The following is a 16,121-nucleotide window of genomic DNA, read 5'->3' as shown; positions in this document are numbered from 1 at the left end:
AACTATCACTTGCTGTAAACAAACCAGTCGAACAGAGAGCCCGCTACCTTGCCTGCGACCATGGCCATAAGAAGACCGAACAAATAGCCCGTCAACCGGAGCCGCTTGGCCAGAATCGGCAATACATTCAATACTTCGGTCAATGCGGCTGCCAGCATGCCGATGAATATCCCGCACATCAATCCGATCACGGTACTCACAACCGGTCCCAAAGGAACGGACCATCGCCAGAAATCGGCCACCGTGCCGATAAAAGATCCGGCAATTAAAGCCCCTTCATACCAATGGACCCGGTTGTACGTTGCCGTCAGCTGGGACAATCTCGGAATGATGTCCAACACGATGATGAGCGCAATGACTCCGCCGCCGACGGCGATGCCCCCAGCTACGCCAAGAACACAGGTGAATATCCCTTGCAGAATGGACATCATCATGGTTCCTTACCTGTCGTATCCGCTCCGGCGTTCATTTTCCGATATTCTTCGGCGACCACGAACTGATCCAGATTTTCCTGATAGAGGTACATTTCCACCTCGAGCGGGGTCGGTTCTTCATTCCATTTTTTCTTGAATAAGTGATTGAAGAACACCGTCATTCCGAATCCGAGCCCGAGCGAGTATGCAATCTGGAACAAATAGGGATGCTCGTCTCTTTTCCCCGTCACCATCTCGACGATTCGGATCTGTACCTCGAGCATGTTGACGTCGGCATGGAAATTCATAATGGTCAGCGCCGAACCGAAAAACAAGAGCAGCCAAATGAGCGGGAACCACAATTTGGACCGCTTGCTCTCCGGACCAATAAGCTCCACCAGGGTATGATGGTTTCCCATCGGTTCAATATGGGCGCCAGGAATCAAGGCTTGAATCTTCGGGATGATTTGTATCAGATCCATGACAAGGCGGTTGCCATCGATATCCTTCGGCTGCGTAAGCGGCAGGGCTCTAAGCCGCTTCTCCCATTCGGGCTCGCAGACAATGAAGGCGACATCACCTAGTTTGACGGTCTGGTTTCTTGGTAACCGTATGCGGCTCCTTAGCTGCAGAAACACCGTCGGAGTGGGATTAACCTTCATCCGAAACACTCCTTTACTGCTAAATTACCGTTAGTATGGGAAATGTCTCTCCTTTCTACTCGGATTTACCATACTTTCTTTATCCGGCACATCAACAAGGAGGTTGTTGAAAAATGAAAAGACGCCGTCCCCTAAGGGCGGCGTCAGTTTGAGCATTTCTTTAGAATAACGGCTGCGAGCCGCTACTGCGCGATCTCGTTCCGTATGCTCTGCAATATTTTTTTCTCAAGTCGCGATACCTGTACTTGGGATATGCCCAGCCGGCTGGCAACTTCCGACTGCGTCTGATCCCGGTAATACCGCAGATATACAATGAGCCGCTCCCGTTCGGTCAAGCCGCCTATCGCTTCATTCAAGGCCAGCTTGTCGAACCATCGTTCCTGCGATTCATCAGCTATCTGATCCATTAGCGTTATGGGATCCCCGTCATTTTCAAATACGGTCTCATGAATCGAGGTTGGCGGTTTGTTCGCCTCTTGGGCAAACACCACTTCCTCGGGGGTTACCCCAAGCTCTTCGGCAACCTCTTTCACCGTTGGAAGCCGATCGAGCTGCTTGGACAGCTCGTCCCGCTTCTTCCTGACTTTGTTGGCCATTTCCTTAAGCGAACGGCTGACCTTCAGGGTCCCGTCGTCCCTTAAGAAGCGCTGAATTTCTCCGATGATCATCGGTACGGCATAGGTCGAGAACTTTACGTCATAACTGAGATCGAACTTGTCCACGGATTTGAGGAGACCGATACAGCCGATCTGAAACAGATCATCAGGCTCATACCCCCGGTTCATAAACCGCTGAACGACAGACCAGACAAGACGAATATTACAGTTGACGAGCGTGTCCCGGGCGACATTATCCCCGCTTTGGCTAAGTGCAATGAGTCGTTTGACCTCCGCGTCGTCCAAATAAGTCTGCGAAGTTTTCTTCACATCGGCATCCATTTGTCCAACCCCTAATTATATAAAGCTTTCTTAGATTCGATCCTCTTTTTCATTTTGATCGACGTACCGCTGCCTGGTTCGCTGACCACTTCAAATTCGTCCATGAAATTTTCCATGATGGTGAATCCCATGCCGGATCGCTCCAGCTCTGGCTTTGATGTATAAAGCGGCTGCTTGGCCATCTCCAAGTCTTCGATCCCATGGCCGGAATCTTCAATGCACAGCGTGATCATATCCCCGTCTATGGAGGCTTCAATCTTGACAACCCCATCCGGATCACTATCGTAACCGTGGATAATGCTGTTTGTGACCGCTTCGGAGACTACCGTTTTCAGGTCACTGAGCTCATCCATGTTGGGATCCATCTGGGAGATGAACGCAGCCACGGCGACACGGGCAAAGGATTCGTTTTCCGACTTTGCGGCAAACTGCAGAGTCATAAAATTATGCTGTGCTTTTCCTTCACTCATGACACTACCTCCAAACCCGAGAGTGCCGTGCTCTCGTTCTCATATATCGGCATGATCTTGAACAGCCCCGACATTTCAAGCAAGCGGTAAACCTGTGGCTTGACATCGCATACCGCCATCTTTCCGCCTTTTTGCTTGATGAATTTATAGCGTCCCAGGATGACCCCAAGTCCCGAGCTGTCCATAAAGTCCAAGTCCTTTAAGCTCAGCACCAAGTGCTCTGTTTGACGTCTCTGAATAGCTTCATCCAGCTGCATCCGGACATGATCGGCCGTATGATGATCCAGTTCCCCGGACAGACGGACAATCAGTACATGCCTGTGATGCTCCATATCAACATGCAGATTCATGTTTGCTCACTCTCCTCCCTGACATGAACAAAGATTTCTACATTTGAAAAAGACATTCCTGCATCCCGACAAAACTAGAAGAAAACTCCTATTAATCTACATGAAACAACTTGCCGGTTGTCCGTTTGAACAGCTTCCAGAATCCGGCCTTCTTCACCTCGACAGGAGATGTCAGCTCGAACTCCTTCACTACCCGATCGCCTTGATACACCGTTAGCTTGCCGACGACTTGTCCGGCGGCTACCGGCGCCTTTAAATTCGGGTCCATCTGAATTTCATGACGGATATCCGGACTTTTTACGCCCTTCTTAACCAGCACGCTGTAATCTTTATCCGCTTGAATCGAGATCTCTGGCACGGTCCCCTTCTGGACCTTCACGATACCTAACACTTCACCCGGCTTATAGATGGAATGCATCGAATACTGGGAGAAGGCATAGTCAAACATGCGAGATACTTCATTATTCCGAGTCTTTGTATCCGGAGCTCCCATGACAACGGCTACAGCGCGCAGTCCGTCCCGTTTGGCCGTTGCCGATAAACAGAATTTGGCCTCTGACGTGTATCCGGTTTTCAATCCGTCAGCACCCGTGTAGAATCGAACCAGCTTGTTTGTGTTGACCAGCCAGAACGGTTTTTCTGAATCTTTACGTAAATAATCCTGATATGCTCCCGTATATTTGGTGATCTGGTCATATTTCAGCAGCTCCCGGCTCATGACCGCAATGTCGTGGGCCGAAGTATAGTGATTCTCTGCAGGAAGTCCGTTGCAGTTCACAAAATGTGTATCCTTCATTCCCAGCTCGGCCGCTTTCTCGTTCATCAGCTTCACAAACGCTTCCTCTGAGCCGGCAATTTTCTCCGCCACCGCGACGGAGGCATCATTGCCTGATGCCATGGCTATGCCTTTGAGCATCTCATCCACCGTCATCTCTTCGCCGGGCTCAAGAAAGATCTGCGACCCGCCCATGGAGGCCGCATATTCGCTGGTACGCACTTTATCCGTCCACTGCAATTGTCCTTCATCGATGGCCTCCATCGTAAGCAGCATCGTCATGATCTTGGTGATGCTCGCCGGAGGCAGCTTATCATGGCTGTTTTTCTCGTAAATAATGGTTCCGGTATCCGCATCCAGCAATATAGCAGAACGAGCACCTGGTGCCAGTTCCTCTTGAGATGATCCTTCGCCGGGTTTGCTTTTTTCTTCTGCATAACTTGGTACAGCCGCACTGGACAACCCTACAAATAGAACCAGCAATCCAGCGATTAACGCTTTTTTCACTTCCATCCCCTCCTGACATTCGTAATGGCATCCCGAAAAATAACGGGTCTGCTATTCATTGTCGTCAGGATGAAAACAAATTATTCCAGTATTTTACGGAAATATTATCACCTTGATCTTAAAGGAACACAGAATAACCCCACAAAGTGGAGCCTATGCTTCGATGCTTATTCCAAATCCTTTGCGGGGACCCCAAACACGTATAAATGCGAATACAGAATGGTTCAGCTTCGCTGAAAACTTATAGCAAAAAAGCTGGGCTCGGCAGATATAAATCCGCCGGAGCCCAGCCCCTTGCTAAAATGGGTTATTACATTTTTGGAATAATGGCCATGACAAGCGCAAGGAATTTCTCCCGGACCTTCTCGGCGGTCTCCATAACCTCGTCATGGGATAGCGGCTGATCCAATATTCCGGCTGCCATGTTGCTGATGCAGGAGATGCCCAGCACTTCAAGACCGGCATGTCTGGCCACAATGACCTCAGACACCGTGGACATGCCTACCGCATCCGCACCGAGCGTACGCAGCATGACGATCTCGGCAGGCGTTTCATAGGTTGGTCCGAGCAAACCTGCATAGACCCCTTCTCTCAGCGCAATGCCCTGACCCACCGCGACTTCTTTTGCCAATTGGCGAAGCTGACGGCTGTAAGCCTGGGACATGTCCGGGAACCGAACGCCAAGCTCCGGATCATTCGGCCCGATCAGCGGGTTGGTGCCTGTCATGTTCAGATGATCGGAGATCAGCATGAGGTCACCCGGCTCGAAGGACGTGTTGATGCCGCCCGCCGCATTGGTAACCAGCAGACTTTTCACACCCAGCTCTTTCATGACGCGCACTGGGAAAGCCGTCACTTCCGGACCATAGCCTTCATACATATGGAAACGGCCCTTCATCAGAACGACAGGTCGATCGTGAATCGTACCCAGCAGCAGTTCTCCTTCATGGCCTTCTACTGTGGACACGGGAAAATGAGGAATGTCCGTGTACGGGATGGAGACCGGGTTCTCAATTAATTCTGCCAGCACGCCGAGTCCTGAACCCAAAATCAGGCCGACCTGGGGCTCGACACCCTTCTGCCCGCGTATGTATGCCGCTGCTTCCTTAATGCTTTCCTGATGAATTGAACTCATGTTCATACCTCTCCTAACTGAGAATAAGTTGTAGATCTTAGTCGAGCAGGTCTCGCTAAGATCTCGGGTGAAAATGATCATATACTTCCTTCATGCTTTTCTTGGTGGATTGATACATGCCGGTGGTGGATAATGCCGAGTGACCCAGCATCTCCTGAACCGAACGCAAGTCGGCGCCGTTCTGCAGCAAATGAATGGCAAACGAATGGCGAAGGGTATGCGGCGTGATCTCCTCATCGATATCGGCCAATTTGCCATACTTTTTAATGATTTTCCAAAATCCCTGCCGTGTCAAGCGCGTACCGAGTGAATTCAGGAATAATGCATCCTCATCCGCATCACGAATCAGCTTGTCCCGCATGTCTTGCATATAAATAGCCACGCTCTCGGCTGCGATCTGGGTAATTGGAAGAATTCGCTCCTTCCCTCCGGAAACGGCACAGCGAAGAAATCGCATCTCCATATTTATGTCATGCGTATTCAAATTCACCAATTCCGACACCTTAATACCTGAAGCATATAGCAGCTCCAGCATTGCTTTGTCCCGGGCCCCCTGAGGGGTGCCGGAATCCGGGGCCGACAGCAGCTTGTCCACCTGCTCAATGGTTAGCGACTTGGGCGGCTTCCGTTCCGGCTTCGGATTATCCAGCAGCTGGGTCGGATCTTGTCCTATAACGGCTTGACGCACCAAATATTGAAAAAAGGAACGCAAGGAAGCCGTGCAGCGAAGCTGGCTTGATGCCGCCTTGCCCTGCTGCCTCAGTCTTCCCATGTATAATCCAAGCATGGTACGTGTAACTTCCTGCGGATGGATAACGTCTCTTTCCTCTGCAAAAGCAATGAATCCTAGTAAGTCGGCCCGGTACGATTCAATCGTACTTCGGGACAATCCCTTCACGTCTTCCAGATAGGTTACATATTCGTCCAGATATTGTTTCATGATCTTTTTGCTCCTATTCCCGTGTGCCCGTTACAAGCACGATCACTCCCCATACCAGTAGTACAATCGCAGACGTTCCGCCGGCGAAAATCGGGAGTCCATGGTGCTTTCAGGCTGAAAAGCCTTAACCGCTTGACCGGAAGGCGCACGGTAAGGATCCACTGGGGTCAGCCAATCTCCCACCCAACCCAGCACAAAGTAAAAAAACATCGTCAGAACGGCAAACATCGTAATAAATCGGATCATTGAGCCTATTTTTCGGATCGATATAATCACTGGCAGCGCCTCTCTTTCATCTTTGCTTGATCACCAAGTGAAAGTGGGTATTACAGGTATACTTCACGTATATCCTATGATACAAGCTGCTGGATTATGACGCTTTCCTCTGATGTTCTTTAGTCATTGGACTTGGCGGTTATTGGGATAGAATAAAAAAAACGTCTTATCGACGTACATGGATGATGTAGAATGATAGATTGTTCTTGCGTGAACGATACGAACTCGTGCATGTTCCATATATATTTTGGTTACCATCTAAAAAACCCTCCCGGCTTACCGCCGTAGAGGGCTTGCCGTGATGGTCATCACTGCGGTTTGTTGAATGATATAAAATTATGATTTGTCCTGGTCATTCTTGCCCTTCTCTTTGCAACGGTAGCATATGCCATGGAAATCAAGCCGATGGTCATGAACGGTAAAGTTAAACTCTCGCTCTAACCGCTCTTCCAATGGACCGAGCCAATCCTCGCGTATCTCATCCATGCTTCCACATTGAGTACATATCAAATGATGATGGTGATGCTTCGAAGTATCCGTCCGCAAGTCATAACGGGCGACACCATCGCCAAAATTTATCTTCTCGACAACATGAAGCTCACTGAGCAGCTCTAGGGTACGGTACACGGTTGCCAGACCGATCTCCGGAGCCTTCTCTTTCACGAGCATAAATACATCCTCTGCGCTAAGGTGGTCGTCTTCATTTTCCAACAATACGCTTACCGTGGCTTCCCGTTGGGGCGTTAATTTGTATCCTTGGGATTGTAGCTGCTGCTTAATTTTGTCGATCCGCGCTTCCATCGTTTCCCTCCCCCTTGGAAATCACTGCACGTTATTGTTCACTTCCTTCATTATAGGGGGATTTGACAAACAAAGTCAAACGGTTTTGCTTTATGGAAAAATTCGCGGATTATAGCAACATTGGCGTGACCCAGCGCATCATGACCGGGGTTACCCAGGTTTCAAAAGAAGCGACTCCGAGCGTTAACAGGACCATGAAAAAGGTCAGCATCGCATACGAAGCAAAGGGCTTTACCATGCTCCCGCCGCGATTCATAATAAACCGGTCCCTGATGATGTATAGGGAGAAGGTTATCGCCGCTACGCTGCACATCATGAGCACGGGGATGATGAACAAATTTTGCGGCGCAATCGATACCAAGGCGAACAGCAGTCCTTTCCAAGAATACTGTCCGACCAAGTAACCGACCGTAAACCCAATAAGCACTCCTTTTAAGAAGTCCAATATCAATATTCCCGGAAGCCCGATAACGGACAATCCCAGAATCCATATCAAACCGATCCATTTCAGATGAAGGGCTGCGATGCTCCAGTAAGAAGACTGACTCATGGTTTCTCCACCGTCCTGCACGTTTACAAAAAAGTGGTTTAAATATCGGGCCATCTCCTGCTGCTGCTCCAATGAAAGTGCATTGACCATCAACGCTCCAAACAGGACGCCAACTAAAAACAAGACGCCCACGAACACATAGAGCATGGTCTGATCCTTAAAGGCTTGGCGGAATGATTGCATAGAATAGAGTCTCCTTTCTGTGTCTCTACTCTACTCTATGACCATCACCCTTCTTGTATGACCTAGCGATTGAAAGAGTTGATCGATTTAGCGGAGAACCTTCCCGTAAGAGCCTCCCCCGCCATCCGATAAGGACAATGTCCCGTTTCTAGCCATCACAATGCTGGCAGCGAGCCCTTCTCCAGCAACAGCGGCAAGCTCTGCTTCCGTAGCCTGGTGAAGGATGTGCATTTCGGTGCCGAAAGCCCCCAGCAGCTTCGACATCGACGATTTGCCAAGGCCCGGGATGAACTCTAGCGGAACCTGATAGTGATATGCCGGCCGGCTTTGCGGTACCATGGGCTCTTTGCGGTCAGCGATGTTCAGAATCCGATCAAACACGCCCTGCACCAGCTTGGTACTCCCGCAGTAAGGACAGCGCACCAATTCATGAATATCGCTGCCCTCCTCCAGAATGCTGTCACAGCCGCCGCAGTAAGTACGATGGTATTTTCCGAGTCTGGGATTAAGCCCGTAGTTCGCGCTGATTCTTCGACCGTTACTTGTTCCAAGCGCCTGGCGAAATTCGGTAAATGAAGGCTTCGCCATATCAATCCGGTTGTATTCCCTGCCGATTTTTCCAAGCGAATGCGCATCCGAATTTGTCAGAAAGGAGTAGGCGTCCAGTTCGCTTATCCGCCCCGCCATCGAGGAATCAGCACTGAGTCCAAGCTCTATTCCCGCAATCCCGTTCAGGTCCAGCACCTCGCTCATACGATCCGCCATGCTGCCGTACAGCCCTTTATGAGGCGTAAAGACGTGTGCAGGTATCAGCAGCCCGCCGCGATCCAAAATCTCCTGCTGCAGCTCACGAGGGCTGACATAGATGCGCTGCGAACTAAGCTGCACATTCTTCATGTATTTTGCCATCCAGACAGAAAACTCCTGAATGGTGTTCAGGTCAGGGAAATAGGCCAGCACATGGGCTGCCCCACGGCCGCTTTCGCGAATTTCAATCTCGCTTCCAAGCAGGATCACCGTATCCTGATACGCGATGCCGCCTCCATCTATCTCCTGCATGACGCCGCTGTCCAAACATTGGAGAATATCCTGCTGTACCGAAGGAGAATGGCAATCGATGATACCGATCATTTGGATGCCTTTGCGCTCCGAGGCCTCCACGGCTATATTCTCAAAGGTCAAATTGTTACTTGCGCTAATTTTCACAGCTTGTCCGCTGCTTGTGCGCCCTATGTGAATGTGCATGTCGCAGTAATAGGACTGAAGCTCCTCCCCGGTTGACATGTTCTTTTCAGGCTGCAGCATATCAGATTTTTCCTGTCAGGCTATACATATTCCAAGCATAAACGGCGAGAATGGTCTTCGCATCGCTGATTCTTTCTTCTTGTATGAGTGAATACGCCTCTTCCAGCGAGATTTCCATCATCTCTATAAATTCATCCTCATCCGGGTTCATGTCGCCGCTGACCAGATCCTCTGCCAGATATAAGTGAATGATCTCATCTGCAAATCCCGGGGAGGTATAAAAGGAATGCAGTTTACGAATGGAACCGCATGAATAACCCGTTTCTTCCTGTAGTTCGCGCTTCGCCGCTTCCAGCGGATCTTCCCCCCGCTCCAGCTTGCCTGCAGGGATTTCAACCTCACAGCGCCCAAGCGGCTGACGAAATTGATTGACGGCCAACATTTTGTCGCCTTTTAAGGCAAGCACCGCTACTGCGCCGGGGTGTCTGACAACTTCACGTTTCGCAGTCTCCCCATTTGGCAGCTTCACCGTATCGACCTGCAATGAAATAATCTTCCCTTCAAAAATCGATTGGGTAGATAGGGTGGTTTCTTCCAGCAATTTATCCGAGGCTTCTCGGTTCTTACTGCCGATATCGCTCACAAAATGACCTCCTTTGTTTAAAAACGGCATGACTGACCATGCTATTGCATAAGGTGTATTATATCAAAATTTACAAGAAAGAAGGAACCTGCCCATGAAAAGCTACAAAGGGGATCATTCCGTACATATGGTAGGACAGGCTTGGCAGATACGGATCATGCTGAAACAATGGCAACAGCAATGGGGCTCGGAAACGAAAATCATGGATATAATTTCTAAGTCTTCTAAAAATATTTACGAAAACAAGGGGTGAAATTAGGTCTTACGACCTGATTTTCGACTTTTTTCTATTTTTTTCGAATACGGACCATGACCTTTACACCTATATGGGTGTTATAACATTGGGAGGCTTCGACATGCGACATATACCTATTATTGAAACCGAACCAATCACTAATCCACCTTCAACTGAATATGAGCGCGGTAAGTGGTACAAAAGACGCGGGTATCTTGAGAAGGCGTTAAAGAGCTTCAAGGAAGCTGCGCAATCCGCCCCGACCGACATGACGAGCTCGGGCTGGAAGGAAGTTGATCTAAGCTGGCTCGAATACGGGTTATTGAGCATGCGGATGCGTTCCTTCGGCAAATCGGAGGAAGCTTTCAGAACCGTCGTACAGCATTCCGGTACCTACGTCCAAGAGGCTCTGAACCAGTGGGCTGCACTCCTGCACATGCAGGGGATTTCAGACCACACGATTTGGGAACGACTCCTGGACGAAACAAGGAGCTTTCCGGCTTCCAACATCATGGTTGGCAGATCACTATTCTACATCGGAGCTTATCCGGAAGCTGCCCATTGTTTTGCTAAACAGGGGAGTTTATATCCAGATACCTGTATCCAGTATGTAGCTTGCCTGATCATGACGGGTCAAGTATCTGAAGCCATGCAGCTCATCGACAGTTACCTTCGCGACTCGACTCACCACCTGCGCGAACTGCCACGTCCAAGAACGTCTGAAGGAGCTCAGCTGGCCAGAATCAGGCAGCTCTGCGAGTGGAACATAAACCATTCAATCCCTGACCGATTTATCGCCATGTCGGATACTTTAGAATTAGCACGTGCTGCCGTTACGCTTAATATGATATCCCTAGCCGAACATCTGCTTACCCATAGCGGCGAGCATGCTTATTATGCTCTGATCTGTTTTCTTTATGATGAAGGCTACAGAGGACTCGCAATTTCAAAATTAAACCAATTGGAAGCGCTGCCGCTACAAGAGCAGGACAGCAACTGTATGAAAGTATGTTTTATAGCGGCAGAGCATTTATATGATCAAGGAAAATATGATGAGGCTGCATCCCTGTTCGAGCAGCTTAGAGTGGCTTATCCCGGGCGTACAGAGATACGATTCGGCGAAGCTGCTTGTTATTTGCAGTCAGCCTTGATCTCCCTCTCTGCCCGTCTTGAGGAACAGTATTCCTCGGAAGTGGCGAGAAAAGAGATTGAACCATACATAGACAACATCAATGCCGCATTGCATGTGGTCGAGAACACGAACTGGCATACCACTTGGTCGCCTGCCCAAAAAAGACGGGAGAACCAATCACCCATGGCAACCTTGAATTAACAGACAAATCTAAAAGCCCGCAGGGACGTCAAATGTCCGCCGCGGGCTTTATTCTTTTTCTTCTGCCTGTTTGTCGACTAAGCCTTAGCTGTTTCCTGGATGATCCCCACAACGATCTGCGCCGCCTTGACCAAATCTGCAGCTTGAATCCGCTCCTGCGTCGTATGAATATCTTGATATCCAATCGCCAAATTGACGGTTGGAATTCCAAGACCGTTAAAAATGTTGGCGTCACTACCGCCTCCGGAGCGGAACGTGCGGGTGGGCAAGCCCAAACCGCCGATGGCACGCTGCGCAAGCTGAACGACCTCATCATGTTCATTAAAACTGAAAGCCGGGTAGACTATCTCGCTAATGAACTCACAATTGGCATTGTACTCCCGCACGGTAGTTTCGAGCGCCTCACGCATATCATTTACTTGCTTATCCACTTTCTCTTGAACGATACTGCGTGCTTCAGCATCAATCTGAACATGGTCACAGACGATGTTGGTTGCGCCTCCACCCTGGAACTTGCCAATATTTGCCGTGGTTTCTTTGTCGATGCGTCCCAGCTTCATTTTGGCTATCGCTTTTGAAGCGACTTGAATGGCACTGATGCCATCCTCCGGGTTCACTCCGGCGTGAGCCGACTTGCCCTTGATAATCATTTTGATTTTTGCTTGGGTCGGTGCGGCAACTGCAATGGAGCCTAATTCACCGTTGGAATCCAGGGCAAAGCCGAGATCGGCATCCAAAACATCAGGGTCAAGCGCACGAGCTCCCACCAAACCCGATTCCTCACCTACCGTAATGACAAACTGGACTTGTCCGTGGGGAATGTTATTTTCCCGGATAACCCGAATACCTTCCAGCAGTGCGGCGATGCCCGCTTTGTCATCAGCACCGAGGATAGTCGTTCCATCACTTCGAATCCAGCCATCATCACCCAAGGTCGGATTAATGCCTTTACCGGGCGTTACGGTGTCCATATGGCAGGTGAATAGCAGTTTAGGCGCTTGCGAGGCCGCCTCGTCCGCTTTCCAGGTAATAATCAGATTTCCTGCTCCGTGCCCTGTCTTCTCTTTGGCATCATCTTCGATGACGTCAAAGCCAAGAACGGAAAATTTATGTTTGAGAACCTTGGAGATCTCTTCTTCATGCTTGGTTTCACTATCGACACGAACCAATTCCATAAACTCTTGGATGATACGCTCTTCTGAGATCACTGGACTTCCCTCTCTTTCGCAGATACGATACAATGTCTTTATATCTATATCACAATGAATGATGCTGCTGCATGTATGTTCATCATTAAACCTATTTCAAAGGAGTTACACAATGCAACGTAAAAAGTGGTTTCGAATTGTTATCTACCTCATGCTGATTGCGATGATCGGATCAACACTGCTGGTTATCCTTGAGCCATTATTCCTTCGCTGACACCCTGCATTTACGAGCGCCTGCTGTTACAACCAACGAGCCTCATATGGAAATACCCGGGTGAAGAATGGCACGATCTCCCGGGCTACTTCCTCAACTTCAAAACCCCGCCCCGTACAGTCTTCCAATGAAGTTACACCATATTCCTGTATACCGCATGGAATGATTCCAGCGAATCCCGCGTCTGCGATCCCGGATTTAATATTAAACGCAAAACCATGGCTTGTCACAAATCCGCGATGCTGGCGGGCTTTATTGAATTTAACGCCGATGGCGCAAATTTTCAGATCCCCTACCCATACCCCGGTGTACTCGGGTTTGCGGCCGGCTTCGATGTTGTATGATGCCAAGTAATCGATGATGACCTGTTCCACATCGCGCAGAAATCCGTGCAGATTCAAATTCTTGCCGCCGTCCAGCAGTAACAGCGGATACCCGACAAGCTGTCCAGGACCATGATATGTAATGTCACCGCCACGATCTATTTCAAACAAGCCGATGCCCTGCTTCTCCAATTCCTCTTTGCTTAAGAGCAAGTGCTCCGGATGACGCTGCGACCCCATGGTATAGGTCGGAGGATGTTGAAGGAGCATCAAGCATTCATGCTGCTCCCCCTGATCGATGGCGGAAACATGTTGTTTTTGAAGCTCCCAAGCCATGCCATAATCTACAACCGGCGTATACGATACATCTAACGGTTTATTCATGTGCTAACGCCTTCTTTCATAGGGTTCCCACTAACCAATGAATGCTCCTGTAAATGACTTTGGTATGAGTGGCGTCTGCGAACCTTCTTCCGAAGAATCAGTCCGCAGATGCATAGAAGAGACATTAATAAAGCTTCGTATCCAGGGTGTACCCTTCCAGGTTATCCTTAACCCGCTGCAGGAATCTTCCGCAGATAACCCCATCCAAAATCCGATGATCGAGGGAAAGACACAGGTTCGCCATTGAACGAACAGCGATCATATCATTGATGACCACAGGCTTTTTAACAATGGATTCAAACGTTAGAATCGCAGCCTGCGGATAGTTGATGATCGGATAAGACAGAATCGAACCGAAGGATCCCGTATTGTTCACCGTAAAGGTACCGCCCTGCATGTCGTCTAGCTTCAGCTTGCCTTCACGGGTCTTGCGTGCAAGCTCTTCGATCTCTCTAGCCAAGCCGGCAATATTCTTCTGGTCGGCACGGTGGATGACCGGCGTCAGCACGGAATCCTCTGTTCCGACGGCCAGGGACAGATTGATATCGCGCTTCACCACGATTTTATCCACGGCCCAGAACGAATTCATGATCGGATAATCTTTAATTGCGTTCACAACGGCTTTCAGCAAAAAGGCCAGGTAGGTCAGATTAACCCCTTCCTTACGCTTGAACTCGTCCTTCAGCTGATTACGCAGCAATACGATATTGGTCACGTCGACCTCAATCATCGTCCACGCGTGCGGAATCTCCGTCACGCTTTGACGCATATTTCTGGCGATCGCATTACGCATCGGCGTAACATCGATAAAGTATTCCGATCTGCCGCCTTCCATTCCTTCCACTTCGATGGTTGGAATTTTCGGCGATTCCGTCAAATGCAGCCCGGAATGACGCACATCCGGAATAGCTGTGCCAAGTGGAGGCGACGGTTCCGCAGGCGTCTGATGCTGCAGCCCTTGAAACGGCGAAGTCCCGCTAGGCTGTATCGTTTCTTTCGGTGCCTGGGCGCTCTGGGCTGGTGCTGCTCCGGCAGGAGCGCCTTGGCCTTGGGCTGCTCCTCCCTTTTCAATATAAGCCAGTACGTCTTTACGAGTGATTCTGCCGCCCATGCCTGATCCCTGTACTCGCGAAAGATCAATCTGATGCTCGGCTGCCAGTGTTTGCACAGCTGGGGAATACCGGAAACGCATCGAACCTTCTTCGCTGCCGCTTCCCTGATGCTGACTCACGGGAGCACTTGCAGCCGGCTGGGGAGAAGGATCTGCCCCTTGACCGGAAGCGACAGAGATCCGGCAAATGATCTCGCCAACATTGACGGTCTGGCCCTCCTGGGCAAGAATCTCTCCCATGACGCCGTCCAAGGTGGATGGAATCTCGGCATTGACTTTGTCGGTAATGACTTCACAGATCGGTTCGTACTGCTCGATGGCATCCCCCGGCTTCTTCAGCCACTTGGCAATGGTCGCCGAAACAAGGGATTCCGCCAGCTGAGGCATTGTAACATCGGTCAATTTCTGATTTTGTGACATGCTCACACTCCCTGTTCTTAATAAAGCGCCAATTGACGCATGGATTCTTTGACTTTGTCCTTGTTAAGCATGAAGAATTTCTCCATCGGCGGACTGATTGGCATAGCTGGTACATCCGGACCGCACAAGCGCATGATCGGGGCATCCAGATCATAGAGGCAGTGCTCCGCAATAATCGCGGCTACTTCCCCGCCGACGCCGCCGGTCTTATTATCTTCATGAACGATCAGCACTTTACCCGTTGCACGGGCCGCTTCAATAATCGCTTCCCGGTCAAGCGGCTGTATCGTACGCAAATCCAGAACATGCGCGCTGATGCCTTCTTCCTGCTCAAGCTCTTCGGCAGCCTGCATGGCAAAGTGCAGCGGCAGACTGTAGCTGATCACCGTAATATCCGACCCTTCGCGCAGCAATTTCGCTTTGCCGATCGGTACAACGTAATCATCTTCCGGTACATCGCCAGTAATCAGCTTGTAGCATTTTTTGTTCTCAAAGAACAGTACCGGATCCGGGTCGCGTATCGCAGCTTTCAGCAGCCCCTTCGCATCATAGGCCGAGTACGGCGCAACGATTTTCAATCCCGGCGTTCCGAAGAAAACCGATTCCGGGCACTGGGAATGATACAATCCCCCGAATATTCCGCCGCCGATCGGCGCACGAATCACGACGGGACAGCTCCAATCGTTATTGGAACGATAGCGGATTTTCGCTGCTTCACTAATAATCTGATTGGTTGCCGGGAACATGAAGTCCGAATATTGCATCTCGGCAATCGGCTTCATGCCATACATGGCCGCTCCGATAGCGACACCGGCAATCGCGGACTCCGCGAGCGGGGTATCAAGCACCCTCATTTCGCCGAACTGATCCAACAAACCCTTGGTTGTTGTAAACACGCCGCCTTTGACGCCTACGTCCTCGCCTAACACGAATACGGACTCGTCACGCTCCATCTCTTCCTTCATGGCCAGGCGAATTGCATCGATATATTCCATTACCGCCATC

At 50.0% G+C, this 16,121-nt stretch carries 20 protein-coding genes; 3 read left to right on the top strand and 17 right to left on the bottom strand.

Annotated features, from left to right (window positions below):
- Nucleotides 1-5: 5 nt before the first annotated feature.
- From BJP58_RS31060 to BJP58_RS31000, 13 genes are all read right to left on the bottom strand, one after another.
- Nucleotides 6-434, bottom strand: coding sequence for a stage V sporulation protein AB (locus BJP58_RS31060; protein WP_194541899.1), 429 nt, complete (start codon nucleotides 432-434; stop codon nucleotides 6-8).
- Nucleotides 431-1,075: a stage V sporulation protein AA gene (locus BJP58_RS31055; protein WP_194541898.1), complete on the bottom strand. Its 645-nt coding sequence runs from the start codon at nucleotides 1,073-1,075 to the stop codon at nucleotides 431-433. Before BJP58_RS31055 ends, BJP58_RS31060 begins: the two co-directional genes overlap by 4 nt.
- Before the next feature lie 182 nt (nucleotides 1,076-1,257).
- On the bottom strand, nucleotides 1,258-2,013 hold the full coding sequence (sigF, locus tag BJP58_RS31050; RefSeq protein WP_006209412.1) for an RNA polymerase sporulation sigma factor SigF: 756 nt from the start codon (nucleotides 2,011-2,013) through the stop codon (nucleotides 1,258-1,260).
- An 11-nt stretch (nucleotides 2,014-2,024) separates the two neighbouring features.
- Nucleotides 2,025-2,483 carry an anti-sigma F factor gene (spoIIAB, locus tag BJP58_RS31045; protein ID WP_071223888.1) on the bottom strand — a complete coding sequence of 153 codons (459 nt, stop codon included), beginning with the start codon at nucleotides 2,481-2,483 and terminating at the stop codon, nucleotides 2,025-2,027.
- Entirely contained in the window at nucleotides 2,480-2,833 is a 354-nt protein-coding gene (spoIIAA, locus tag BJP58_RS31040) for an anti-sigma F factor antagonist (protein WP_071223887.1), read from the bottom strand. Before spoIIAA ends, spoIIAB begins: the two co-directional genes overlap by 4 nt.
- A gap of 91 nt (nucleotides 2,834-2,924) precedes the next feature.
- Nucleotides 2,925-4,115, bottom strand: a complete 1,191-nt coding sequence (locus BJP58_RS31035) for a D-alanyl-D-alanine carboxypeptidase family protein (protein ID WP_269468909.1) — start codon at nucleotides 4,113-4,115, stop codon at nucleotides 2,925-2,927.
- Between the two features lie 310 nt (nucleotides 4,116-4,425).
- Nucleotides 4,426-5,250, bottom strand: coding sequence for a purine-nucleoside phosphorylase (locus tag BJP58_RS31030; protein WP_071223885.1), 825 nt, complete (start codon nucleotides 5,248-5,250; stop codon nucleotides 4,426-4,428).
- A gap of 55 nt (nucleotides 5,251-5,305) precedes the next feature.
- Complete coding sequence (locus BJP58_RS31025) at nucleotides 5,306-6,190, bottom strand: site-specific tyrosine recombinase (RefSeq protein WP_194541896.1); 885 nt, start codon at nucleotides 6,188-6,190, stop codon at nucleotides 5,306-5,308.
- Between the two features lie 42 nt (nucleotides 6,191-6,232).
- Nucleotides 6,233-6,466: a YqzK family protein gene (locus BJP58_RS31020; RefSeq protein ID WP_194541895.1), complete on the bottom strand. Its 234-nt coding sequence runs from the start codon at nucleotides 6,464-6,466 to the stop codon at nucleotides 6,233-6,235.
- A 336-nt stretch (nucleotides 6,467-6,802) separates the two neighbouring features.
- Nucleotides 6,803-7,267 (bottom strand): ferric iron uptake transcriptional regulator, encoded by a 465-nt coding sequence (gene fur / locus BJP58_RS31015; protein WP_006209405.1) that lies wholly within the window; start codon nucleotides 7,265-7,267, stop codon nucleotides 6,803-6,805.
- A gap of 109 nt (nucleotides 7,268-7,376) precedes the next feature.
- Nucleotides 7,377-8,000: a stage II sporulation protein M gene (spoIIM, locus tag BJP58_RS31010; RefSeq protein ID WP_194541894.1), complete on the bottom strand. Its 624-nt coding sequence runs from the start codon at nucleotides 7,998-8,000 to the stop codon at nucleotides 7,377-7,379.
- A gap of 87 nt (nucleotides 8,001-8,087) precedes the next feature.
- Complete coding sequence (locus tag BJP58_RS31005) at nucleotides 8,088-9,305, bottom strand: endonuclease Q family protein (RefSeq protein ID WP_194541893.1); 1,218 nt, start codon at nucleotides 9,303-9,305, stop codon at nucleotides 8,088-8,090.
- Between the two features lies 1 nt (nucleotide 9,306).
- Nucleotides 9,307-9,888: an NUDIX domain-containing protein gene (locus tag BJP58_RS31000; RefSeq protein ID WP_194541892.1), complete on the bottom strand. Its 582-nt coding sequence runs from the start codon at nucleotides 9,886-9,888 to the stop codon at nucleotides 9,307-9,309.
- Between the two features lie 94 nt (nucleotides 9,889-9,982).
- Here BJP58_RS31000 and mciZ point away from each other — a divergent pair, with 94 nt between their 5' ends.
- The gene (mciZ, locus tag BJP58_RS30995) at nucleotides 9,983-10,141 is read left to right on the top strand and encodes a Z-ring formation inhibitor MciZ (RefSeq protein WP_194541891.1); all 159 of its coding nucleotides are present in this window, start codon (nucleotides 9,983-9,985) and stop codon (nucleotides 10,139-10,141) included.
- Between the two features lie 103 nt (nucleotides 10,142-10,244).
- On the top strand, nucleotides 10,245-11,456 hold the full coding sequence (locus tag BJP58_RS30990) for a tetratricopeptide repeat protein (protein ID WP_194541890.1): 1,212 nt from the start codon (nucleotides 10,245-10,247) through the stop codon (nucleotides 11,454-11,456).
- 77 nt (nucleotides 11,457-11,533) lie between these two features.
- Here BJP58_RS30990 and BJP58_RS30985 read toward each other — a convergent pair whose 3' ends face one another.
- On the bottom strand, nucleotides 11,534-12,664 hold the full coding sequence (locus tag BJP58_RS30985) for a tripeptidase T (protein WP_194541889.1): 1,131 nt from the start codon (nucleotides 12,662-12,664) through the stop codon (nucleotides 11,534-11,536).
- A gap of 112 nt (nucleotides 12,665-12,776) precedes the next feature.
- Between BJP58_RS30985 and prli42 the strand changes: the two genes are divergently transcribed.
- Nucleotides 12,777-12,878, top strand: a complete 102-nt coding sequence (gene prli42 / locus BJP58_RS30980) for a stressosome-associated protein Prli42 (RefSeq protein WP_162487679.1) — start codon at nucleotides 12,777-12,779, stop codon at nucleotides 12,876-12,878.
- 26 nt (nucleotides 12,879-12,904) lie between these two features.
- On the opposite strand, the gene lipB is transcribed toward prli42, so the two are convergent.
- From lipB to BJP58_RS30965, 3 genes are all read right to left on the bottom strand, one after another.
- The gene (gene lipB / locus BJP58_RS30975) at nucleotides 12,905-13,585 is read right to left on the bottom strand and encodes a lipoyl(octanoyl) transferase LipB (RefSeq protein WP_194541888.1); all 681 of its coding nucleotides are present in this window, start codon (nucleotides 13,583-13,585) and stop codon (nucleotides 12,905-12,907) included.
- A 124-nt stretch (nucleotides 13,586-13,709) separates the two neighbouring features.
- Nucleotides 13,710-15,116, bottom strand: a complete 1,407-nt coding sequence (locus BJP58_RS30970; protein ID WP_194541887.1) for a dihydrolipoamide acetyltransferase family protein — start codon at nucleotides 15,114-15,116, stop codon at nucleotides 13,710-13,712.
- 17 nt (nucleotides 15,117-15,133) lie between these two features.
- Entirely contained in the window at nucleotides 15,134-16,120 is a 987-nt protein-coding gene (locus tag BJP58_RS30965; protein WP_194541886.1) for an alpha-ketoacid dehydrogenase subunit beta, read from the bottom strand.
- Nucleotide 16,121: the final 1 nt, after the last annotated feature.

Origin of the sequence: Paenibacillus sp. JZ16 (genome assembly GCF_015326965.1) — a bacterium.
GTDB lineage: Bacteria > Bacillota > Bacilli > Paenibacillales > Paenibacillaceae > Paenibacillus_AQ.
The sequence above is the reverse complement of the archived record's forward strand: the minus strand, read 5'-3'. Positions and strand labels throughout refer to the sequence as shown.

Bases quoted from the DNA above. Each gene is read 5' to 3' on its own strand.
- spoIIAA (WP_071223887.1), bottom strand. From the start codon at position 2,833: ATGAATCTGCATGTTGATATGGAGCATCACAGGCATGTACTGATTGTC.
- BJP58_RS31060 (WP_194541899.1), bottom strand. From the start codon at position 434: ATGATGATGTCCATTCTGCAAGGGATATTCACCTGTGTTCTTGGCGTA.
- BJP58_RS30965 (WP_194541886.1), bottom strand. From the start codon at position 16,120: ATGGCGGTAATGGAATATATCGATGCAATTCGCCTGGCCATGAAGGAA.
- spoIIAB (WP_071223888.1), bottom strand. From the start codon at position 2,483: ATGAGTGAAGGAAAAGCACAGCATAATTTTATGACTCTGCAGTTTGCC.
- sigF (WP_006209412.1), bottom strand. From the start codon at position 2,013: ATGGATGCCGATGTGAAGAAAACTTCGCAGACTTATTTGGACGACGCG.
- BJP58_RS31025 (WP_194541896.1), bottom strand. From the start codon at position 6,190: ATGAAACAATATCTGGACGAATATGTAACCTATCTGGAAGACGTGAAG.
- BJP58_RS31005 (WP_194541893.1), bottom strand. From the start codon at position 9,305: ATGCTGCAGCCTGAAAAGAACATGTCAACCGGGGAGGAGCTTCAGTCC.
- prli42 (WP_162487679.1), top strand. From the start codon at position 12,777: ATGCAACGTAAAAAGTGGTTTCGAATTGTTATCTACCTCATGCTGATT.
- BJP58_RS30990 (WP_194541890.1), top strand. From the start codon at position 10,245: ATGCGACATATACCTATTATTGAAACCGAACCAATCACTAATCCACCT.
- mciZ (WP_194541891.1), top strand. From the start codon at position 9,983: ATGAAAAGCTACAAAGGGGATCATTCCGTACATATGGTAGGACAGGCT.
- BJP58_RS31055 (WP_194541898.1), bottom strand. From the start codon at position 1,075: ATGAAGGTTAATCCCACTCCGACGGTGTTTCTGCAGCTAAGGAGCCGC.
- spoIIM (WP_194541894.1), bottom strand. From the start codon at position 8,000: ATGCAATCATTCCGCCAAGCCTTTAAGGATCAGACCATGCTCTATGTG.
- lipB (WP_194541888.1), bottom strand. From the start codon at position 13,585: ATGAATAAACCGTTAGATGTATCGTATACGCCGGTTGTAGATTATGGC.
- BJP58_RS30970 (WP_194541887.1), bottom strand. From the start codon at position 15,116: ATGTCACAAAATCAGAAATTGACCGATGTTACAATGCCTCAGCTGGCG.
- fur (WP_006209405.1), bottom strand. From the start codon at position 7,267: ATGGAAGCGCGGATCGACAAAATTAAGCAGCAGCTACAATCCCAAGGA.
- BJP58_RS31030 (WP_071223885.1), bottom strand. From the start codon at position 5,250: ATGAGTTCAATTCATCAGGAAAGCATTAAGGAAGCAGCGGCATACATA.